This window comes from Leclercia sp. UBA1284, assembly GCF_002308415.1.
In the GTDB taxonomy this organism is placed as follows: domain Bacteria; phylum Pseudomonadota; class Gammaproteobacteria; order Enterobacterales; family Enterobacteriaceae; genus Enterobacter; species Enterobacter pneumoniae.
Map to the genome: position 1 here is coordinate 42,985 of NZ_DBUS01000006.1, position 19,643 is coordinate 62,627.

26 protein-coding genes are annotated in these 19,643 nt (G+C 46.5%); 19 read left to right on the forward strand and 7 right to left on the reverse strand.

All coding sequences use genetic code 11. The features are described 5' to 3' along the window. Positions 1–547 precede the first annotated feature (547 nt). Positions 548–799, forward strand: a complete 252-nt coding sequence (locus B3511_RS03445) for a hypothetical protein (RefSeq protein ID WP_286777534.1) — start codon at positions 548–550, stop codon at positions 797–799. A 394-nt stretch (positions 800–1,193) separates the two neighbouring features. On the opposite strand, the gene B3511_RS03450 is transcribed toward B3511_RS03445, so the two are convergent. Further along, the gene (locus B3511_RS03450; protein ID WP_286777535.1) at positions 1,194–1,634 is read right to left on the reverse strand and encodes a hypothetical protein; all 441 of its coding nucleotides are present in this window, start codon (positions 1,632–1,634) and stop codon (positions 1,194–1,196) included. A gap of 443 nt (positions 1,635–2,077) precedes the next feature. On the opposite strand from B3511_RS03450, the gene B3511_RS20645 reads away from it, so the two are divergent. Beyond that, positions 2,078–2,359 carry a DUF6150 family protein gene (locus tag B3511_RS20645; protein ID WP_414671871.1) on the forward strand — a complete coding sequence of 94 codons (282 nt, stop codon included), beginning with the start codon at positions 2,078–2,080 and terminating at the stop codon, positions 2,357–2,359. A gap of 15 nt (positions 2,360–2,374) precedes the next feature. Further along, positions 2,375–2,635: a hypothetical protein gene (locus B3511_RS03455; protein ID WP_286777536.1), complete on the forward strand. Its 261-nt coding sequence runs from the start codon at positions 2,375–2,377 to the stop codon at positions 2,633–2,635. Positions 2,636–2,885: 250 nt separating this feature from the next. Here the strand turns inward: B3511_RS03455 and B3511_RS03460 are convergent, their stop codons facing one another. Continuing rightward, the gene (locus tag B3511_RS03460) at positions 2,886–3,077 is read right to left on the reverse strand and encodes a hypothetical protein (RefSeq protein WP_163385566.1); all 192 of its coding nucleotides are present in this window, start codon (positions 3,075–3,077) and stop codon (positions 2,886–2,888) included. Between the two features lie 10 nt (positions 3,078–3,087). Then, a complete protein-coding gene (locus B3511_RS03465) occupies positions 3,088–3,648 on the reverse strand; it encodes a tyrosine-type recombinase/integrase (RefSeq protein ID WP_286777537.1) in 561 nt (186 codons plus the stop codon). 1,940 nt (positions 3,649–5,588) lie between these two features. On the opposite strand from B3511_RS03465, the gene B3511_RS03470 reads away from it, so the two are divergent. The 12 genes from B3511_RS03470 to B3511_RS03525 all read left to right on the forward strand — a co-directional run bounded on the left by B3511_RS03470 (position 5,589) and on the right by B3511_RS03525 (position 12,561). Beyond that, a complete protein-coding gene (locus B3511_RS03470; protein WP_286777538.1) occupies positions 5,589–5,753 on the forward strand; it encodes a hypothetical protein in 165 nt (54 codons plus the stop codon). Then, complete coding sequence (locus B3511_RS03475; RefSeq protein ID WP_286777539.1) at positions 5,713–6,330, forward strand: helix-turn-helix domain-containing protein; 618 nt, start codon at positions 5,713–5,715, stop codon at positions 6,328–6,330. The genes B3511_RS03470 and B3511_RS03475 overlap by 41 nt, the downstream gene beginning before the upstream one ends. Positions 6,331–6,464: 134 nt before the next feature. Next, positions 6,465–6,623, forward strand: a complete 159-nt coding sequence (locus B3511_RS03480; protein ID WP_286777540.1) for a hypothetical protein — start codon at positions 6,465–6,467, stop codon at positions 6,621–6,623. Between the two features lie 11 nt (positions 6,624–6,634). Next, positions 6,635–7,015 carry a hypothetical protein gene (locus tag B3511_RS03485; protein WP_286777541.1) on the forward strand — a complete coding sequence of 127 codons (381 nt, stop codon included), beginning with the start codon at positions 6,635–6,637 and terminating at the stop codon, positions 7,013–7,015. Next, complete coding sequence (locus tag B3511_RS03490) at positions 7,008–7,217, forward strand: hypothetical protein (protein WP_286777542.1); 210 nt, start codon at positions 7,008–7,010, stop codon at positions 7,215–7,217. The genes B3511_RS03485 and B3511_RS03490 overlap by 8 nt, the downstream gene beginning before the upstream one ends. After that, positions 7,207–7,512 (forward strand): hypothetical protein, encoded by a 306-nt coding sequence (locus B3511_RS03495; protein WP_286777543.1) that lies wholly within the window; start codon positions 7,207–7,209, stop codon positions 7,510–7,512. The genes B3511_RS03490 and B3511_RS03495 overlap by 11 nt, the downstream gene beginning before the upstream one ends. 610 nt (positions 7,513–8,122) lie before the next feature. After that, positions 8,123–8,341, forward strand: a complete 219-nt coding sequence (locus tag B3511_RS03500) for a hypothetical protein (RefSeq protein WP_286777544.1) — start codon at positions 8,123–8,125, stop codon at positions 8,339–8,341. Positions 8,342–8,344: 3 nt separating this feature from the next. Continuing rightward, on the forward strand, positions 8,345–8,722 hold the full coding sequence (locus B3511_RS03505; RefSeq protein WP_286777545.1) for a hypothetical protein: 378 nt from the start codon (positions 8,345–8,347) through the stop codon (positions 8,720–8,722). 18 nt (positions 8,723–8,740) lie between these two features. Next, positions 8,741–9,790 (forward strand): major capsid protein, encoded by a 1,050-nt coding sequence (locus B3511_RS03510; protein WP_286777546.1) that lies wholly within the window; start codon positions 8,741–8,743, stop codon positions 9,788–9,790. Between the two features lie 81 nt (positions 9,791–9,871). Then, entirely contained in the window at positions 9,872–10,060 is a 189-nt protein-coding gene (locus B3511_RS03515) for a hypothetical protein (RefSeq protein ID WP_247143695.1), read from the forward strand. Next, entirely contained in the window at positions 10,060–11,955 is a 1,896-nt protein-coding gene (locus B3511_RS03520) for a hypothetical protein (RefSeq protein WP_286777547.1), read from the forward strand. Before B3511_RS03515 ends, B3511_RS03520 begins: the two co-directional genes overlap by 1 nt. A gap of 327 nt (positions 11,956–12,282) precedes the next feature. Beyond that, complete coding sequence (locus B3511_RS03525) at positions 12,283–12,561, forward strand: hypothetical protein (protein ID WP_286777548.1); 279 nt, start codon at positions 12,283–12,285, stop codon at positions 12,559–12,561. Between the two features lie 36 nt (positions 12,562–12,597). On the opposite strand, the gene B3511_RS03530 is transcribed toward B3511_RS03525, so the two are convergent. Both B3511_RS03530 and B3511_RS03535 read right to left on the reverse strand, forming a co-directional pair. After that, entirely contained in the window at positions 12,598–13,875 is a 1,278-nt protein-coding gene (locus B3511_RS03530) for a tyrosine-type recombinase/integrase (RefSeq protein WP_286777549.1), read from the reverse strand. Between the two features lie 167 nt (positions 13,876–14,042). Further along, positions 14,043–14,495 (reverse strand): GNAT family N-acetyltransferase, encoded by a 453-nt coding sequence (locus tag B3511_RS03535; RefSeq protein WP_286777550.1) that lies wholly within the window; start codon positions 14,493–14,495, stop codon positions 14,043–14,045. 172 nt (positions 14,496–14,667) lie between these two features. Between B3511_RS03535 and B3511_RS03540 the strand changes: the two genes are divergently transcribed. The 4 genes from B3511_RS03540 (at position 14,668) to B3511_RS03555 (ending at position 17,482) form a co-directional block, all read left to right on the forward strand. Next, complete coding sequence (locus B3511_RS03540) at positions 14,668–15,171, forward strand: DUF2778 domain-containing protein (RefSeq protein ID WP_212477095.1); 504 nt, start codon at positions 14,668–14,670, stop codon at positions 15,169–15,171. Positions 15,172–15,431: 260 nt separating this feature from the next. Then, positions 15,432–15,923: an Hcp family type VI secretion system effector gene (locus B3511_RS03545; protein ID WP_046886723.1), complete on the forward strand. Its 492-nt coding sequence runs from the start codon at positions 15,432–15,434 to the stop codon at positions 15,921–15,923. A gap of 204 nt (positions 15,924–16,127) precedes the next feature. Beyond that, on the forward strand, positions 16,128–16,772 hold the full coding sequence (locus B3511_RS03550; protein WP_046886730.1) for a LysE family translocator: 645 nt from the start codon (positions 16,128–16,130) through the stop codon (positions 16,770–16,772). A gap of 89 nt (positions 16,773–16,861) precedes the next feature. Then, a complete protein-coding gene (locus B3511_RS03555) occupies positions 16,862–17,482 on the forward strand; it encodes a LysE family translocator (protein ID WP_212477089.1) in 621 nt (206 codons plus the stop codon). A 2-nt stretch (positions 17,483–17,484) separates the two neighbouring features. Here the strand turns inward: B3511_RS03555 and B3511_RS03560 are convergent, their stop codons facing one another. Both B3511_RS03560 and B3511_RS03565 read right to left on the reverse strand, forming a co-directional pair. After that, positions 17,485–17,721 (reverse strand): DUF1272 domain-containing protein, encoded by a 237-nt coding sequence (locus tag B3511_RS03560; protein WP_072039535.1) that lies wholly within the window; start codon positions 17,719–17,721, stop codon positions 17,485–17,487. A gap of 64 nt (positions 17,722–17,785) precedes the next feature. Beyond that, entirely contained in the window at positions 17,786–19,570 is a 1,785-nt protein-coding gene (locus B3511_RS03565) for a diguanylate cyclase (RefSeq protein ID WP_286777551.1), read from the reverse strand. Positions 19,571–19,643 lie beyond the last annotated feature (73 nt).

A 19,643-nucleotide genomic window follows, 5' to 3' on the forward strand; every position in this document is an offset into this window, starting at 1 on the left:
GCGTTGTATCGGCGGTTAGTATTATACACCACATGGGCGAGTGTTCGGAGCGTTCAACTCGTAGAAAGCACTTATCTTTGTATTTGCTTTCGTCAACTGAACGTGCAGACAGGGCAGCCAGGCCCACACAACATACTAACGAAGCTATAACGTGATCCCCTTCGTGCGGGGGCTACTTGATCATTCTTGCTGTGAAGCAACACGAGGATCAGGCAGTTCATACCAGATTCATTCGTAAGCCTCTGGGCTTTGTGTGGCGCTGTGATGGATGGATAAACAGGCGTAAATGATGGGACACTAACCGGATCGGGAAAGAATCCGGCTCTGCCACGGTAGCGATCACCGGAACACAACGATCACCTGATAAATCACGTTACTGATACATTGCCGGATCTTCTAACGAAGTCGCTACGCTCCCCGTTTTCATATGTGCCCATCACGGCACGTAAAGGTGGGGTATTACCCAAAGGTTTTGTATTTGTCATTGTTCCTCAATCCCTGTTAGCGTCTACCTCTTTGACCTGTATAGAAAAATGTGAGGTGCAACATGGCGGTAATCATCCCATACAATGCCGAAAGAGAAGCTAAGATCGCCCGTAAGAAGTGGTTGAAGAGTCCAGCGGGTAAGAAGTGGAAGAAGGAACAAAAAGCGGCGAAGGCTCCCGCTAAAACTCCTGCAAGCGTAGCGGCGAAGCGCAAAGCGTTTATGGCCACTGAGAAGGGCAAAGCCTGGTTAGCTCAAAAGAAGCAAGAAGAGGCAGAGATTAAGTTAGCCAGGGCCGCTAATACTATGTTCTAAGTGCGTACTGCACCCAGCCTAAGACCAGTGTAAAAAATCCAGTGAGAGCGGATACAAGGTATGCGAGGGTGGTGGCTGTGGTTTCTGGCTTCAACGCAAAGTAACCGATGATCAAGCTGAAGAGGAGGATGAGTAAGAAGACGATAGGTAATAAAATGCCGCGCATAAGTATGTCCTCCATTAGATTGGAGTTACGATACAGCGCCTTGTTGTTATGTGGCAACAATAAAATCTTTCCAATTATACATGAATTACCCCTCGGGTAAACAAATAAGTTGCAATTTATTTTATCATATTGAAATGTAATACTTTATCCCGTGTCACGGGCTATGATTTTAGGTGTGTAAAGATTTGTAAGCACCTGGCTGATAGCTTCAACAACGAAATTTAGATACTAACGGATGTGTGACAGGCCCCAGATGACCAGCCCAGCCAATATGATAGCGCCGACGATGTTGATCGCGTTAACTGCGTTCTTCGTTGTCTGGGTGTAGCCTTTCCCTTTACCAGCATTGGCATGACACCAATCATTGAAAGCCTGAAGATGTTTGAGCTGTGTCTCTGATGCAGTTCTGGTGAGTTGACCGCTACGGGGTTTGTATAGCAATACCATGTCTTCCACGATCACCGTGGCATCTGGCGGGAAGTCTTGAGGAATGTCGTTCAATTTTTCAGGGTAGAGCTTGCGGAAATCCTCAGCTAATAATTTCCGTTCCCCGTAGGCGTAGATTTCGTTCTGGCTCCCATTCTTTAGCTCAATGTCGCTGAATCCACGGCGCACCATGTCATCAAGTTTTGGGGCTATTTTCTCGTATGTTTTGGTGATTGTGACCATTCTTTGCTCTTCCTTGAAGGGTTAAAAGGGGGCAATGCCCCCTCAGATCATGCTTTCAATGCTCGTATGTAATCAAGCAGGGCTTTCAGTTGGCTACCCTTCATAGCTGGCACACGAAGCGGTTTACTCTCTATGCAATCTGTTCCAGCGTTGCACAGCGCGAGTGGTTAACGCCATGTTCTAACCTACCTATCACGGCATTAAACGGTTTGTATTGTCCAAAATCTGTTAGTTGCGCACTTTCTATCACCTGGTTAACCTAAGATTAATCCTAATGAATCAAGGGTGAGCATGGAGATCAGGAAGAGACAGATTCAAGAGGAATCACCCAAAGAAGAGTTAGATCGCTTGCTAGATGAGCTTGCACTCACACCGAAGCAACGGGAGTTTATAGAATCCATGCGGCAAGAGGGTGGAGATGATAACAATGAGGAGTAGTGTTTATGGCGTTGATCTGTGAAGTAGGCAGCCGTAGTGCTGCTGATATTGCTGTTTGCGTAGTTGGTTCCAGGTCTGTAGCTGATCTACTGGTTTGTAAGGTGGAATCACGCAGTGTTGCACAGGGCATTGATGGGCTGTGGTGTGAGGTTATGTCTCGAAGTGTAGCTTCCTCGAAAGTGAAGTTTGTTGCTTCGCGGTCTTCTGCTGATTTACTGATTTGCTATGTTACATCACGTAGTGTTGCTGGGTGGACGAGAGAACATCCATTAAAAGGTAAACTCTGAACCTAAGGAATCATAATGAGTATTTACTTTAATGAGCACGGTAGCGCGATCGGATTCCAGGTAGAGGGACGCTGGCTAATTAAGGGGGATTATTTGCAGGTTGAGCATGGTGCTAACATTCCAGGCGGTTTGTACAAAATCAACGACAATAAAGTGAAATTCCCATTCGACTACAAAGAGGTTGAGGGGGTGATTGATACAGAGAAACTCACCTTCACCGTGAATGGTCAAGCGTACCCAATGAGGAAAATGAAAACGAATCCGTGGGATGTATAGCGGTAAAGGTAGTCAGGCTTCTTGGTGGTTGGCGGCCCCAGCCACCTGGTTACCTGTCCTATCTACTTCGTACTGATCGTGTTTATAATCCAGTCTCTCTCCTGCTTTGTTAGCTCCAGTTTGTTCACTCGTGTTAAAAACGTATTGATTACCTGAATGTCAGAATCAGTGATCCGTTTTAACAGGTCGGAAGGAATTCCCTTACTAACAATCGCTTTACGGTGGCTTTCATAGTTTTTGCTACTCATCATCAATCCTCGAAGGTCATTGTGTGGCGGCATTGAGCGCTGGCAGCCACTTTTATTTGCTCGCTTCTTACAGCATTCTCATAAAGACAAATCTTACCATCAGTCGTTTCGATTTCGTCACTAAGAATTAAGGTTATGCGCCCTGCGTGAGCTTGTAAGCTCATGAGCGCCAGCGTCAGCACAAGATACTTCATGTGTACCCCCTTATAAGTCCATCTCATTGATCACCCGGCTAACGGCTTGCTTGTCTAAGTCCAGATAGCGCTTGGTGTCGGTGATGTTGCTGTGATTGAGCACGGTCATAGCTAACGTGATGTTGTTTGCAGAGCGCTTGTAAATTGCATTGCCTCCCGCCTTTCGAAAGCTGTGAGCCGATACAGTGCCATGAATCCCTATAGCTTTCGCGGCTTCTGCGATTTGCTTGCTCACTTCTTCACGGCGTACAGGTGCTTGCTTGTGCATCGAGCGGTTACGCTGGCTTCTGAACACATGCACATCATGCGGATACTCAGCACGGCGACGTGCAATCATCTGCACCACTGGAGCAGGGAGAGTGAGGGCTTTACGCTTCCCTGTCTTCTGTTCTTCTATGTCAATCTCACCGTTGATCACTTCGTCGAAGCGCAAAGCTACGGCATCCCCCACACGCAATACGGCAGCTTGCATCATTAACGAAACGTCTGCTATCAGACTTTTGTTATGAGCGTTTAGCCACTCCCTGATCGTTTTGGCTTGCTGTTCATCTAACACCACGGCTCTGTTCAATTTACGCTCCTTCAAGGTCACACATCTAAACTTATTAAATAAACAATATGATCAATTTCAGTAAGTTGCAATGTAAATGATCAAAAATCGAACTATATTGTGTGTGGTAAATAGCGCGATTGCGTCCACTGCTTAACGCGAAGATCAGGCACACCCAGATCAAAATCTGCATAATTTCATAATATCTTCATTAAAATCAGGTGCTTGTCATTTATAAACATGTGTTTGAACATTGCCAAATCCTCAACTCTGCACGAAGAACAGCGGCAACACCAGAACATCACACTACCAATGCTTGTGTGTGGTTGTTATCTATCCCATTGATTTAATGATAATAAATGTAGAGTCGTTAGGCGAGGGCGGGGCTAACCTGCCTGTATGCACTGATTATGCGGAGTTTATGCACTTGAAACTGATTGCATCAAGAAATGATTAGAATGCTAATTAACTGGCGGGTTTCGGCATGGAAAATCGCAACTAAAATAAATTTGATAAAACACAAAAAGTCTTTAAGCACATTGCACCTATCATGAAAGTGTACATTGTGGACAATGATCGCTGTAAGCCTTATGCCGTGCGGCTTTACGCACAGTGAGTGATAGTTACTATGGCAACTTTCCCCCTGTAACAACGGCATTCATTACCTGCCAATTACCAGCGGATTAGATGCCTGTTTGGTAGGGATAACCCCTGGTTAACCTCGGATTAATCTTAGGTGTTGTTGTATGGACGATTCGGAGTGAGCAGGGCGACTATCTATCGTTGGGTGAAAGGCTGAGAGTACCGTTTTGTTACTTTCGTAATATACGGGAAAAAGCCGTAAATTCGGCACTCCAGATCCCACTGAAAACCCCTATCAAGATTGATACCCCTATCAGAACTGATACCCCCACCCCTATCAACTTTGACAGGAGTACCCCTATCAAGTCTGATACCCGATAAGAATAAGTTAATAACAATTAACCTAATAAGAATGATCTTTATTCTTTTATGGTTTTGCGCTGGTCGCAAAGATCTTTTGCCTGGCGTCTCTCGCCGTCACTCCTGGCAAGCAGCCTTACTCCGCTACCTTTCGGGCTACGTTGGCTGGCCTCGTTCCGCTCTCGACGCAGCAAAGCGTTTCTCTGTACCTTCTTGACTCGTGCAAACTTCGTTTATGACGAACGTCAGGCACGAATGATTTTATGCCGTAGGCAAAGTACCATTGCGCTGTGCGCGTAATAATCGTGTGCTTCGCCAGTGGCTAAAGCTCACTTACCCTCGTACCTCGTGCAAGTTCACTAAGCCTCAATCCAATACCAACTAACTACAATCCTGATAACTACCGTTATCCCTCTGTAGTTGTGCTATTGGTTTCGGGAGTAAGTGCCAGAGGCGCGCCCGTATGCCGTCAGGATGCACAGGAAGCCCGTAGAGCGATTTTGAGAGGGTAGGGAATGCAGATGTACTATTAAGGGCTTAGAATCGCTTATAGAGCGTCTGGTGGCGTTTAATGATGTGACGCCTCCTCAGTTCTTTTCTATTTTACCACAAATCCTGTATTGGTCATAGTTGTTTATTTATAGTTCATCTATTGACATTTGAAAACTCCTTAAAAAATATTATGTTAGGCATTGACTTTTTATAGAAAGTAGTGTAGAGTAAGTATTGAAGGTAAGAAAACTTAATAACAGGAGAACAATGTACTTAAACAGACAAGATGTGATTGATTCACTTCTCTCCGGGGATCTCTCCCCGCGCCAATGTAACGTATACATCCACAACAAAAACCTACGACCCGAACGCCGTCAGATGTTCAAGACCGCGCTTATCCAATTCCGCATTCTGGAACTACAAGCAAAGTTAAAGAGAGTAGAAGAAGAAACACCCTGATCACCGATAGGGCGATCCTCATTAGCCACTCGTGGCTATACATAAATTCTCACGAAGGAGAAGACACGATGAAAATCAATTTCACACCAGAAACTTACGAGGCGTTGATCAACCGTGCCAACAAAGAAGACAAACCCGCTGCCGCTCTGGTATCGGAACTCATAACAGCGATCCTTAGCAAAGAGGAAAATAATGAAGACAACAAAACACGAAAAGCCATTTCTGGCGATTGACTATGATTTACTCGGAATCACTTCTGTAGAAGTTAACGGCGAAACTCACGAAGTAAAACTTCACCACAAGATCGTTTATTCCTATCTGCAAAGCCTATCCGGTACATTTCAACAAGTAACCCCCTCATTAACCGGTATCGGTGATCGGCTTGGACTCGGTACAGATCAAACTGTACGCCGCCACATTAAAGACCTCGTATCTTTTGGTTGGCTATATGTGAAAGAGCGTCCAGGGTGTACAAGTATCTTCACCGTTCTACCGTACGCACCAGAAACGAAGCCAGAAGCCTTAGAAGAAGCGCCACTGCCGACAATCACCGAAGTTATAGAGGAAGCTGTTATCGTGCCTGAAAGCGTTTCAGCGGATGTAGCGTCGCCTCGCATCCGTACTTCTGAAGCAGTGAAATACCTGTTTGAAAATCTGTCACAACGACGAGAGGACGAGAGTTTTTATTCTTGGTCATCAAGAGTGCTTCAACGAATCGGAATAGATCATTCAATGGGAATTGAGCAACTATTTCAGGAAACACACCTGTATGAATACACCCAGATTGAACAATCAACGATACCATTTTAACCAGGAGGATTATGAATAGCCTATACCTACTGAACGAAGATACAAAGTTTCAACTCGGATGCAATGAAGTATGCAGACGCATTTATAATTACCTGTCATCTCTGCATAGAGAGAATGGAACATTCCGTTCCAGCGTGAAACAACTTTCAAGCGCCCTGGGCTACAGTGAATCCGGCATACGATATTGGTTGTCCCTGATGAAGGATGCCAAAGTGCTGACGCTAACGCGCCGTGGTGGATATTACGACTTTGACGTGAATGAAAATGTCTCTTTCGTCACCTCTAACAATTAACACGAGGTGCAATGAGCCGTAAAGAAAGAAATACACTATCCCGCCTTGAGCGAGAGAACGGAAACAGAATCAAATCATCCCGCCTCTACATTAAATCTCTTGAGGAAATCCCAGGGGAATTAATAGAACACGTTGAAGAAGTACATTCAACACCGCCCTCTGTGGAAGAGTGGGCCGCGTTAAATGATCTTCTCGAAAGTTCGAGCGGAGTGTATTACAAACCACGTAAACGCAAAGTTTATAGTTGGGATGATTCAAATTTAAAGAAATGGCAATGCCTGGGCTTCTCATCCCTCAACCACTACCTCACGTATAACGCAATGAATAACACCGTTGCAGGAGTTAGGGAACTGGACGGATTGTTTTTTATGGAGAATGACAACAATGATTGAAGAAATCACAGAACAAGCACACTTTAAAGAACGTATTGAATACGTGGAATACCTTTATGAACAAGCTCTATCGCTCGAAGAAGAAAAAAACATTAACGATATTGATCACCTGATTGATGTGCTGGCTACAGAGGCAACGCCATTCCTGGCAGGGATTCAGGCTATCAGAGGTATTAAGGAGCGTATGCAGAATGCTGAATGACAATAGCCAGTGGCTACAGGATGTTTTAGAACAATTCCACTATGAACACCATATCCCGCTTCTGGAAGCCGTAAACGTGATGCAAAGAGACAGAACGCCGGAGAGTGTGAGTGATGTTATCACCCTCCTGATCGGGGCTTGTAACGCCCTGGGAAGCATCTCAAGCGCCTGTATGCACGTTGACGGGCTACGTGATGACCCTGCACTTATGGAAGAGATTGAAGAGGTTGTAGTAAGTATGCAGGATGTGAAGGGGCAAGTTAATGAAATTATTGAAGAATTAAAAAATAGTTGACATTTGATGATGAATGTGATTGACAAACTTTAACAAAAATGTTAAAGTAGTAATAGGGATATATTAAACGTATTGTTGTGTCTCTCTTCTTCTACTCCCATAGCAAGAATTTATTTTCCTCCCTGGAAATGGGAATGGCTATTCCTCCCCCTTGTTGGTTTAGCCCTCTTCTCTAAAATCATTCCCCTTGATTTTTGGTTGTGTTCTTTATTGCTACGTTTCGTTTGTTTCTAACAAGGATTCTCCACTGCCTTATTTACTGCCTCTTCTCGATAAATAGGGGATATCCGGTGGAGAACACCTTCCCTTTGAAAGCAATAATTCACAACGAGTGATTTTATAGAAGAGCTTTCCGCTCTTTACAAATCAAGCCCCGTTAGGCTTGAGCAGCATATGAAAGTATGCCCCCTTATTAATTATTAAGTCGAAAGGCTCAGTATTGATAAGAAATTCCACTGACTATTATTGCCAGCGTGGAAACACGTTTAATAGTTAGGGCTGGATTTCCTCCTAAGATTGCCAGCCTCCCATAAGCCCCTTTATAGGGGTTTATTTTTATTTTGTATTAACAAATTTGTTATAAACACAAGGAAGCAGAAAAATGTTTCTAATGAACTACAACCGTGTAATAACTCATAAATCCTCTTCAATTATCCTCACTGAAAAAATGCTTAAACAAGCTGCTGATGTTTTCGGCGTAAGTGTAGAAGAGATTCGAGCGGCTACAGAAAAATTCTGGCCTACCGCCACGATCACAAAATCAAATACCCCTCACCCATTATCAGGGCTTGAGAAACGAATGAAGAATTTAGCTAAAAAAGGAAAATAACCAATGCAATTTGGAACATTTCAAACATTAAACGGGGATAACAGCCACGCCCGTTATAAAGTGGTGGCTTACGCATCTGATGCAATTATGCAGGATAAGCTGATCCGTGTGGAATCCGGTATTCCTGCCGATCTTATTGTTGGCGATCTTGTTGATTCCAGTGGGAATCTTGCAACGTCAGTTGATGCAATTGCGTATGTTGTCGTAGAACCTGCACCAGTGGGCGCTAAAGCGTTTGTTGTAGCTTCTCCAGAACATACGATCCTAAGCCTGGCGGGTATTGAATTTGGTAGCCTTGATAAATCATTAGCTCAGGCACAATTAGCAACTCTTGGCTTTACTTTCACTGATTTTGACACTGTAGCGCTACGCACTACCTAATAATAAGGAAATTACATAATGTCTAAAGATTTATTCTCTGGTGTAGTGTACGACAGCTTTACAAGCCCGTTTACTTTCAGCACTCAGCTAAACCGTATTATCTCGAATCTTGGCTTATTCCGTCAGGAAAACCACACGGTAAACACTATTGCTCTTGAGCAAATTACAGATGTTAAGAATCTTGTGGCTAAGGAAAACAGCCCATATGCTCAAAGCGATTGGAACAGCGCCCAGCGTCCTACGTTCACCAATGCCCTCTATCAACTTAAGCACTTTGCTACGCTTAATAGCGTCACTTCTCTTGACCTGCAACAGTATGCCGCGCGCGGGATTGCCGACACTGGCGACCAAGTGTCAATTGCATTGAGTGATTTCTCAGATAGCCAATATTCTATGGCAGAAAACGCCGTTGAAATTGATCTGGTGAATGCTCTGCTTGGTCTGCGTGTCGATAGCGACTACGCCGGACAGGGTGATCTTGATTTCCTTGCTGGCGGTACTCGTACAGAATACACCATGGACACTTCCGACACTGCGAACATCTTCGAACAACTAAGCGAGATTGCCCGTATTCAGAATGTGGCTCTTGGTGAAGGGCTGGCACAACAGAAACAAGGCGCTGTGATCCTGGCTTCTGGCGCTGCTGCTAAAGCACTTCGCTATCATCCTTCTATCAAAGATTTCATGGTCTATACGCAGAACGTTAACGCAAGTGACAACTTCTACACTCGAACAGTAGAAAGTAATCCGGCTTACGAAGTGTGGACTCTGAACGGGATCACCGTGATGGATGTGACCGGATACAGCCTCATCACGGACAAAATCGGTGTGGACGGTTTCGCCGTAATTCCTCGTATGGCTGACACTGCAAACGCTCTTGTTCTCCACACTGGTGTGGGATTGAGACACCTCACTCTTGGCAAGTCTACCGCCCTGCATAATCAATACGTCGTATCCGATAGCAAATGGCAGTTCCCATCTATTGCAACGGAATCCAGCTTCCTGCCGATCAATAATATTCCTATGGCTATTGTTTTCGGTAGCATTGCGCCAGCGGCGAAGAAATAGAACTTTAAAGTTTAGAAAACTATGAGCACAGGGGGAGCATACGAGAGTATGCCCCCTTTTTTATTTTGAAGGAGTCCAAACTTGGAAATAATTTTAAAGAGTAAAGGTGTACATCTGCACATAAACAATGAAAGTGCAGAGGAATTGTTAAATCTCTCTGCTGTGGCGCGTCTGCTGGAAGTGAGTCCTACACATTTACGTCAGCTTATACACCGTGGAATGAGTGTTAGCGATGCGCTTCACTATCTGACAAACAAGGATGATAAATAATGTTAGAGCTGAACGTTTCTAAAATAAGCAATGTCATTACGTTTAATGTGGATAAGGCTAGCCTTGCAGAGGCTAAAAAAACGGTAGCGGATCTGCAAAAAGCATTTGCGAAGATTCAAGACCCTAAAATTAGATTTAAGACATTTAAACAGAATCAGCGTAGAGCGGAAGCCTTTTCAGATGATGTTAAACTAAAAAATGCTGTTAAATCGTCAGAAGCAAAACAACAACGTATTGCAGATAAAGCCGCTAAAACTCAGGCAAGAGAACAAGCCAAAATAGCTAAACGTAATGAAATGGCTGACATTAAATTTAAATCTGCTGGCTTACAGCTTCGCGGCATTGCTGGAAAATACGGAATTGATCCAGGTAAACAGTATGAAGCCCTTAAATTCATTCAGGAACAAACTGAACAATTCCGTAAAGGGATTATCTCTTCTCAGAGAATGAATTTCACCATTCGTGAAAGAATTACAGACCTCAGAAGGGAAGCGGCATTACAGGCAAAAATAACGGCGTCCACACAGCAACAAGCGGCAGCACAAAGAGCGGCAAAGCGTACAGATTACAAAGGCGCGGCGGCTGGCATCAAAGAGCGTGGGCTGAACGTCATCGGCGGCAGCAGCGGCTTCATTGCTGGTACAGCGGCGTTAGCTGCTGGCGCTGGCATATTGGCTCGTGTTCGTGAGACAGCCAATGATAACCTCGCCCTGGTGCGTAAGTCTGCAAGTGTCCACGTAAACCCTAACGCCGTGAAAGCGATTGTACAGGCTAACCGTCAGCGCGGGATTGATTCAAACTACGACACTGTTACCGACAATTTCAAAGATGTGCGCGAGCGCCTCGGAGAATCCGTAACTAATAGTAAATTTGATTCTAAAGCAGGGAAATTTAAGGGTGGTAATGGAGCGATAGACAATATCCTGAATTTGTTCGGATGGACTCCTCAAATGATAGCTAAATATCAGGATAATCCTCTCGACTTCGTTCAGGCTGTTAGCAACGAAGGGCAGCGTAGAGGGATGAGTGATGCTTCCTTGGGCCACCTGTTGGAGGATCTCGGAAACGATATGTCCTACCTGGTGCCAGTGTTAAAAAATAACGGTGAAGAATTTAACACCACTCTGAAACATCTTGTAGATAGTGGTCAAACCCTTAACAATGAACAGATAAAGCAAACTTATGCTTCTGGCGAGTTATTTACCACGTTGCAAGCGATCAACAATGGTTTTAATCAGAATCTAACCTCCGGCTTCCTCGAAGGTTTCGGTAACGCTGGTAAGGGATTAGCGGAAAATACAGCCGCCCTTAACGAGACAGCAAAATCATTAGGCTCTGGGCTTGGAAACCTGTTAGCACAGGTGACAGGATTCACGCAGGAAATCACTGCTGATCTCAGCAAATTTAACGGCTGGATGAAAGATACCTTCCCATCGCTGTATTCTGATCCTGATAAAACAGCGCCAGATACTATCTATGATAAAGCCGTGAATGGCTCAGCTAATGCCGCAGCCGATTGGATTTATGACCATACAGGCTGGAATCCTCAGAGTGTCGGCCCTGCTGTAACTGGTTGGGCTAAAGATTGGTTGGGGCTGGGTGATCATCCGACAGGAACAGCGATAGCACAATACAGCCTGAACGGTGATTCTCTGCAAGGGGGATCGCTCCGTGAAACTGCTGTGTCATCCCTAACTCACACTGATAGTGCACCAGCTTACAACCTTGCACCTGTATTTAATCTGACAGTAGCGCCTCAAGTACCGCTAACGATTCAAAGCGATAGCTCAATGTTAAGCAAATACATTGATTTCCAGGCTAAAGCCTCACAAGCCAGCTTTGCACAGTCATTAACTCTGCAAATGTTATCCGGTCAATCACTGACGAGCGGATGAAGTTAGGTTGTGATACCATATATTGTATGGCGTTTGTATTACTCCCCTATATGTTGTATTTTTTGCTTGACCCCGCTTCGCTTATCCTTTAGTCTTACAATGGCAAGCAGTTCAATCTTTATCCTAAGATGAGGTGTTTTTATGACTAAGCAAAAAGTAGTTCGCTCTGCGATCACGGGTCAGTTCGTAAAGCCTATAGAAGCTAAGCTGCATCCCAATACTACGGTAACTGAAACTGTCAAAATCCCCTCCAAAAAAGGGAAAAAGTAAAAACATCTCAAGCGCCCATAGTGGCGCTTTTTCTTTTGAATTTATGGAGAGAATCAAATGGCTAATAATTTGTTCATTACCTACGATCTGATTAAGACCAAAGATTATCCTGCTGTTTATGAAGCTATCAAAGCATTGGGTGGAGCGGTCAAAGTTACAGAATCAAATTGGTATGTGAATTCACATTACAATTCTGAACAGGCAGCGCAAATAGTTCACAAAGCTATGGATAGTGATGATAAATTGATAGTCGTAGATGCAACAAACAATTACGCTTACTGGTATAATGTTTCATCTGAAGCATCGCAACATATGCAAAGCGTATGGTACAAATAAGGTGGAGGGGGACTTCCCCCTCACGATTACGATATTTTAATATTTGATTAACTCGATATATTCTTTTAATTCTTTCACTATTCGCTCAGGAACGGATTTCGAATACGTCTTGAAAGACTCCGTTTCTCCAAATGAGTGACCCGCGAGCAAGGCAATACGAGATTCATCCACTCCAGCGGCGTTTAGCTTGCTGATCCAGGTGTGGCGGTAGCTGTGAAACACCTTGTTTTCACTGCCTGGCAGAATGTCACGTTTCAACACTCCAAAGCGGTTTACATACCATCCTGAGCGCTTGCCGTCTTTACGTTTAGTGATGCTGGCACGGTAGAACAAAAAGCCGTTGTAGGGGTTATCTCTTCGAGATAGCACCATCGGCAGAATATGAGAATGTATAGGAATAATCCTAATGCCGTTCACCGTCTTACTTTCCAGCACTTGGAAGCAGTGAACACCGTCAATCATAATGATGTGCTCAGGCTTTAAATTGCAGATTTCCCCGATTCTCATCCCGCTATAAGCGGCAATGCTTGCCACTTCGAATAGCTCCACCTCTCCCGCTTCCTTTAAGCCTTTAAGCAGGGCAATCACATCCTGATCGGTAAATGCTTCATAGCTTTGCCTGGCGGCGGCTGTGTGGAGCTTATGACCTCTGAAAGGGTTTTTCTCAAGCGGCGGGGCATCGTGATAACGAGCAGCGGCAAGATCGAGGATACACGCCATTGAAGAGAGGAAATTAGCCTGTGTTTGAACGGCTCTACCATTATCTTTCATAGCGTCGATCCATCCGGTGATGGTTGTCCTGGTTATGTCATTTAGCTGAATATCGGAGCGTTTCAAATAATCGAGAAACACCGTAACGGCTCGTTTATCCTTTGACAGTGTGCCAATCTTCTTCACATCGGCATTCTGCAACAGATACACATCCAGCATACCTACCAGTGAAGGGCAGGGGGGTGCGAGTTTATTAGCCTTATTATTGGGTGCTGTGGAGGGTTCCAGCCTGTTATCTCTTGTTCCTGCATTTTGCGTCACTGGTGACGCTTTGGCATACTTCGCCACGCTCTGGAGATAGCTGATCGTGTCCTGGATGCTGTCCGGCTTAGGTGGAGCGGCTAACTCTCTCACTCGTTCGTATTCAATCACGATAGCATCACGCTTGCGCCGTGCCACACGGAGATCGCTAGTTTTAAGGCTTCTAACAAGAGTCTTCTTTCCTCCGAAAGCGTCATGCAAATACGCCGGAAGAATAATCCGGCAATAGTAGATTCCGTAAGCGTCTGTTATCAGGTAGCGATCTTCTCTGTTTACTTTCATGATTTCCCCGTCTAAAGTGTCGGGGCGTTTATCTTATGCTGATGTATGTCCACATAGTAACGTTGAGAAACAGTTTATAAATCATTCGGTTGCGAAGGTCGTAGGTGAAGACCCGAACACAAGATTTATCGCTGTGTTTCACTCCTATTATCGGCACCATCCCCCTTTCAACCAATCCGCTTAGCAAAACAGATCGCATCATCGCGCCCCACATACACCCCGTAATTGGGAATCTTTTGATATCCCTGTTTTAAGTAAAAATCTACCGCCCGGGTATTCACGACACGGGTTTCTAAGCAGAGCTCCTGATACCCGAGCTCGCGCGCGGCCTGCTCCAGCCAGGTCAGAATGGCTGTGCCAATACCGGGTTGTGTTCTGCTCGAAAACATTCTTTTTAGTTCGGCAGTGGTAGCCGACACCGGACGAAACGCGCCGCAGCCGACTGGCGTTTGGCTGGCATCTCTGGCGATAACCCACCGTGCCCCCGGCGCCATGACATCGTCCAGCTTGAAATTGCTTACCCCGCTGGAGCCCGTAATGCGGGATAACTCAGCCGATAGATATTCAGTAAGTCGCTGCGAGTCAGCACTGCGTGGGTCGGATTCTTCAATCGTGATCATGTCGAGCCTTGTGTTGCATGGGCATTATAAGGTTGTCTATGCACAATATGATAACGATGTTATTTATACAAATATGAAATATTAATCATTTCTGAAAAGGAAATCTCTCTGTTGAATTAAGTTTAAGCTGCCTATAGCCTGGTCCATTATGACTTTAGCTTAAGATGAGTATATGGCGCTGCAAGGAAGTTTGATTCTTAATGGCGCTGATTATGCGCCTTTCAATTTATTTGGTGTCGGTGTTTTTATGGCTTTTTCAGGTCAAGGGTTTTGTCGAAATAATCTCTCATGTATGGCAAATGCAGGAGATGGCCCTATTCCTTCAGGAAAGTACTGGATCGTTGACAGGCAAGAAGGCAACTGGTTATCTCAAAAACGCGTTGAACTCAAAGACTCGGCTAATAAAATACTTGGGCGACGTGAATTCGGCAAATCCGATTGGTTTGCGCTCTATAGAGATGACTGGGGGATTGATGATGGAACCTGGGTCGAAGATGTTTATCGGGGATTGTTTCGTTTGCATCCTGGGCGAGTTTCAAAAGGTTGTATCACCATCGCCCATGATTCAGACTTTGCAATAATCAGACAAGCACTATTAAATACTCAGCTTGTTCAGGTTCCCTGTATGCGCTCACTTAAGGCTCGTGGGTGGGTCGAGGTTCAGGCTAGTGGTTAATAAACATTTCCTATACTATGCTTGCCACATACCATTGTTTTTAATAGTTATGATGGCTGTGGGTCGAGTCTTGCCAGGCCCCGAAAGTTATATCGACGGTAGTCTGGCAACAATGTTTTGTCGATTTCTTTATAGCGATGTCAATTGCGAAACTCTATACGATACGCTGTTTTATATAGATATGTTTGTCATCCTCTCATTAGCAGTGCTTATTTATTTAGCATTTTTAAACTTAATCAATAGATACAGGTAGAGATAACATGCCAATTCCACCCTATATGTGGCTTAAAGATGATGGTGGTGCAGATATTAAAGGATCTGTTGATATTAGATATCGCGAAGGCAGTATAGAGATCATTGGCCTCGGCCATGGTATAAATTTACCGGTAGACAATTTAACAGGTAAGATTACAGGTAGTCGACAACATTCATCAATGATGATTGAAAAAGAGGTGGACAGTTCTACACCCTATTTATATAAAGCCGCCGCGACTGGACAATCAATGAAAAGTGCGGAAATTAAGTTTTATAAAATAAATGATGCCGGTCAGGAGGTGTGTTACTACACGGTTTTGATGGAAAAAGTAAAGGTTACAGGCGTTAATTGTAGCGTACCTAATATAAAGTTAGCAGGAAACAGTAAAATCAATCACGTTGAAAGCGTCAGCCTTCAATATGAAAAAATAACCTGGAGAATCGAAGACGGTAATATCCAGTTTACCGACGCCTGGAATGAGCGAAATACGGCATAAAATTGTCTGAGGAAGAGGTAAATTGTGATCATGTAATCACGTCCATTGAATACGGCTATGCAAACTTAGTTTCGCGGCTGTAGGAATAGTGAAAAAGGGCTGTATGAATCATTATGCTTAAATATTGATTAATCATGCTATTTGTTCGTGGATAACTTCTTATCAACAATGTTAAGGTATGGAACCCACCCTCTGGAGGTCACCATGCTGGATATTACGCATTTTGGACTGTTTGCTCTGTCTGTTCTTCTTCTTTCCATCACGCCGGGGCCAGATATCGCCTACGTTGTCGGGCAGAGCGTGGCCAATGGGCGCCGGGCCGGGGTGATCTCTGCGGCGGGGGTGGCGTTAGGAAGTTGTACCCATGCGGTTGCCAGCGCGGTAGGTCTCACCGCGTTAATCGCCGCCTCTCCGCTGATGTTCACCGTGATTAAATATTTAGGTGCAGCCTATCTGATGTATCTGGGCAGCAAGATGATCCTCGGCACGCTAAGCAAGAAGAAGGCCGAGGATACAGCGCGGCCGACCATTAAGCCGCTACTGCATCCTTACAGTTTGCTGTCGAAAGGCTTTATTACTACCCTCACCAATCCGAAGGTACTGCTGTTTTTCATCTCCTTCTTCCCGCAATTTGTCTCCCCGGGCGGCGAGCATCAGGCGGTCTCATTCCTGCTGCTGGGGCTGGTTTATGCGCTCATTGCGTTTCTCACCGATGTGACTTTTGCCGTTCTGGCGGGAAGCGCCGCAGGAGCGGTATCGCAAAATAAAACGCTGCAAACGCTGTTGGATCGCGTTGTTGGCGCGACCTTTATCACCCTGGGTATTCGCCTGGCGCTGACCCGTCGATAATCAAACGATTCAGAAAGGGCATCCCCTCAATATTCAGGATTGCCCCTTTGATGGCTTAACGTTAACCTCTGCGTTTTCGGAGCTCCTGAATGACTGTTACCGATGCCCTGCTGGCCTTTACTCTCGCTGCCACGCTACTGACACTGACTCCCGGCCTTGATACCGCCCTGATCCTACGCACCGCCACTGCGGAAGGTGGCAAAAAAGCCTTTCATGCAGCACTGGGGATAGATGTGGGCTGTTTTATCTGGGGAGCAATGGTGGCTTTTGGGCTGGGGGCGCTGCTGGCAGTGTCTGAATTCGCCTATACGCTACTGAAATGGTGTGGGGCAGCCTACCTTTGCTGGTTAGGCATTCAACTCTTACTGCGCCCGCGTCAGCAATTTACCCTTAATCAGGCTGCAACCCATGCATCGGGTAACTGGTTTGTTCGCGGGATGCTGGGCAACGTGCTTAACCCAAAAATGGGCGTGTTTTACGTCTCGTTTTTACCGCAATTTATCCCGAACGGTCACTCGCCGCTGCTCTGGACGTTTTTGTTGGTGGGTATCCACGTGCTGATTGGCACCCTCTGGTCGCTGACCTTGATTGTGGCGACGCGCTACGCCGCCGGAGTGCTAAAAAAGCCCGCCGTGGTGAAATGGATGGATCGCACAACGGGCTGCGTCTTTTTGCTGTTTGCCGCCAAACTGGCCATCAGTAAGCGCTAGCATTACGCTGGCCGCTTCGCATGCACCCGGGTAAGAGAAGCGGGGAATTTCTCAAGTTTGTTGGCCGGGCGAATCGGCCGTCTCACCAGTTCGCCTCCGCAATTTGGGCAGCGATTGTCCAGCGCGTGTTCAGCGCACTCTGCGCAATAGGTGCATTCAAAAGAGCAGATTCTTGCCGCCGTTGATTCAGGCGGCAAATCTACATCGCACCATTCACAGTTGGGACGTAATTCCAGCATTGCGTGCTCCTGTAAGCGAAAAAACAGACAGCGTTATCGGCCCTGACTTTTTTAGCGCGGGTCGTTAACCCGCCTCCAGCATGCCAAAACTGACAATCCGCGAACGGCCCAGCTCCTTCGCACGGTATAGCGCTACGTCGGCCGCGCGCAGCAGGGTATCGCTCTGAGCATGTTCCGGGTAGCTGGCGATGCCGATAGAGACGTCAACCGGGCCGAGTTCAGCCAGGCCATAGCGCAGCGACAATCCCCGTACCCCGTCATAAATTTCCGTTGCGCAGGCGTGGGCGGCAGCTTCATCTGCCCCGGCGAGCAGCACCAGAAACTCCTCGCCGCCATAGCGGAAAGCCAGGCCGGATTCATGCACGGCGCGCTGCACAATCGTCGCCACGCTTTTAATGACCAGATCGCCCGCCTCGTGACCAAAACGGTCATTAATGCTCTTGAAGTGATCAATGTCGATCATCAGACAGCTCACCGGCTCCTTATTACGTACGGCCTGCGCCATTTGGGTTCGCAGAGTATCTTCCAGATGATGGCGGTTGCGCAGGCCGGTCAGCGGATCGAACAGGGCTTTTTCCAGCAAGGCATCGCGCAATCTCTGGTTAGCCAGCGCCAGGCCCAGCGCCTCTGCCATTAACTCCAGATAAGCACGCGACGGAGCGTTTTCAGGGGTAAGGTTCTGGAAAGAGAGCAGCCCAATGGCTTCTCCCTGGGCGATAAGGGGCACGCATAAGGATTGATGTGCGCAGGATGCTGGCAAGTGATAGCAGGTGATATCCGGCTCACCGCTCCTCGGAGGGTGGCTCTGCCCGCGCCGTACCGCCCAGCACGCATCCGGATGGAACGCCGTTTTGTCCCCCTCTGGTGCCAGCCATTCCGCGGCGCAGCGCATCTCCCAGAGTTCGCGATCGAGAATATATAAGCGCCCGGAAACGCCAGGCGCGATATTGGGGGCAAACAGCTTCGCCACGTTAATGACATCCGCAAAGTTCTCGCATCCCTGCAGGCGCTGCGTCATCCGTGCCAGCAGTTCGCGGATGGCCCAGTCGGCATCGCGCTCTTTTTCCAGCCGCTGTCGGGCCAGGCCGTTTTCACGGAAGATACGGATGGCCTGCGCCATATCGCCAATTTCATCGATCTGATTGAAGTTCGGCGTTTCAACGGCGTAATCCTGTGAAGCCAGCCGGTGCACCACGTCGCTCAGGCGCACCACCGGGTGCAGGACGCGGCGTTTAAGAATAAAGCCCAGCACGAACAAGAAGAGCAGGGCAGTGAGGCCCACCATCACTTCCGAAGCGGTGCGCAACGTTTTTGATTTGTTGGTGGCGGCGTGAACGTCGGCGATGATTCGTTTGTCCAGCATCTGGCGAAAATGGTCAATTTGTCGCTGGGCGCGTTCAAGCTCTTGTTCATAAGGTGAGCCATAAAGCAGGTCCAAGGCCTGTTGCTCTTCCCCCCTGGCCATATCCGCCAGTGCCGCCTGCTGTTCGTCCTGCAACTCATCGATAATTTGTAATCCGTCACGCAGCAGGGAGAGCTCTTCAATAGAGGCGCCATTATCCTTCAGCTGCGTCAGCCGGACTTCCACGTTCTTCAGTTCGCGGGCCTCCTGCCGGTACGCTTCCAGTGCGGAGGGATCTTTTTTGATGACAAACAGGCGGGCTAAGTCAGACAGCCTCCAGGCATCTGTTTCGATCTCTTCGCTGAATTGATCAAACATCTGCCGCTGTTTCACGGCCTGACGCTCAACGTTGTCAGCATGAGAAGCCATTAGCATCACAATGCCTGAGGCGATAGTCAGACAGACGGTGGCGCCGTAGGCCCAGTTGGTAATCGTAGCGATTCGCACCTGTTGGATCCTTTTACGACGAAAGTGGGGTGGCGTTCTTTCAAATTATAGAAAATGTTTGATTTCAGCTAAT

Bases quoted from the DNA above. Each gene is read 5' to 3' on its own strand.
- B3511_RS03445 (WP_286777534.1), top strand. From the start codon at position 548: ATGGCGGTAATCATCCCATACAATGCCGAAAGAGAAGCTAAGATCGCC.
- B3511_RS03450 (WP_286777535.1), bottom strand. From the start codon at position 1,634: ATGGTCACAATCACCAAAACATACGAGAAAATAGCCCCAAAACTTGAT.
- B3511_RS20645 (WP_414671871.1), top strand. From the start codon at position 2,078: ATGGCGTTGATCTGTGAAGTAGGCAGCCGTAGTGCTGCTGATATTGCT.
- B3511_RS03455 (WP_286777536.1), top strand. From the start codon at position 2,375: ATGAGTATTTACTTTAATGAGCACGGTAGCGCGATCGGATTCCAGGTA.
- B3511_RS03460 (WP_163385566.1), bottom strand. From the start codon at position 3,077: ATGAAGTATCTTGTGCTGACGCTGGCGCTCATGAGCTTACAAGCTCAC.
- B3511_RS03470 (WP_286777538.1), top strand. From the start codon at position 5,589: ATGAAAATCAATTTCACACCAGAAACTTACGAGGCGTTGATCAACCGT.
- B3511_RS03475 (WP_286777539.1), top strand. From the start codon at position 5,713: ATGAAGACAACAAAACACGAAAAGCCATTTCTGGCGATTGACTATGAT.
- B3511_RS03485 (WP_286777541.1), top strand. From the start codon at position 6,635: ATGAGCCGTAAAGAAAGAAATACACTATCCCGCCTTGAGCGAGAGAAC.
- B3511_RS03490 (WP_286777542.1), top strand. From the start codon at position 7,008: ATGATTGAAGAAATCACAGAACAAGCACACTTTAAAGAACGTATTGAA.
- B3511_RS03495 (WP_286777543.1), top strand. From the start codon at position 7,207: ATGCTGAATGACAATAGCCAGTGGCTACAGGATGTTTTAGAACAATTC.
- B3511_RS03500 (WP_286777544.1), top strand. From the start codon at position 8,123: ATGAACTACAACCGTGTAATAACTCATAAATCCTCTTCAATTATCCTC.
- B3511_RS03505 (WP_286777545.1), top strand. From the start codon at position 8,345: ATGCAATTTGGAACATTTCAAACATTAAACGGGGATAACAGCCACGCC.
- B3511_RS03510 (WP_286777546.1), top strand. From the start codon at position 8,741: ATGTCTAAAGATTTATTCTCTGGTGTAGTGTACGACAGCTTTACAAGC.
- B3511_RS03520 (WP_286777547.1), top strand. From the start codon at position 10,060: ATGTTAGAGCTGAACGTTTCTAAAATAAGCAATGTCATTACGTTTAAT.
- B3511_RS03525 (WP_286777548.1), top strand. From the start codon at position 12,283: ATGGCTAATAATTTGTTCATTACCTACGATCTGATTAAGACCAAAGAT.
- B3511_RS03530 (WP_286777549.1), bottom strand. From the start codon at position 13,875: ATGAAAGTAAACAGAGAAGATCGCTACCTGATAACAGACGCTTACGGA.
- B3511_RS03535 (WP_286777550.1), bottom strand. From the start codon at position 14,495: ATGATCACGATTGAAGAATCCGACCCACGCAGTGCTGACTCGCAGCGA.
- B3511_RS03540 (WP_212477095.1), top strand. From the start codon at position 14,668: ATGGCGCTGCAAGGAAGTTTGATTCTTAATGGCGCTGATTATGCGCCT.
- B3511_RS03545 (WP_046886723.1), top strand. From the start codon at position 15,432: ATGCCAATTCCACCCTATATGTGGCTTAAAGATGATGGTGGTGCAGAT.
- B3511_RS03550 (WP_046886730.1), top strand. From the start codon at position 16,128: ATGCTGGATATTACGCATTTTGGACTGTTTGCTCTGTCTGTTCTTCTT.
- B3511_RS03555 (WP_212477089.1), top strand. From the start codon at position 16,862: ATGACTGTTACCGATGCCCTGCTGGCCTTTACTCTCGCTGCCACGCTA.
- B3511_RS03560 (WP_072039535.1), bottom strand. From the start codon at position 17,721: ATGCTGGAATTACGTCCCAACTGTGAATGGTGCGATGTAGATTTGCCG.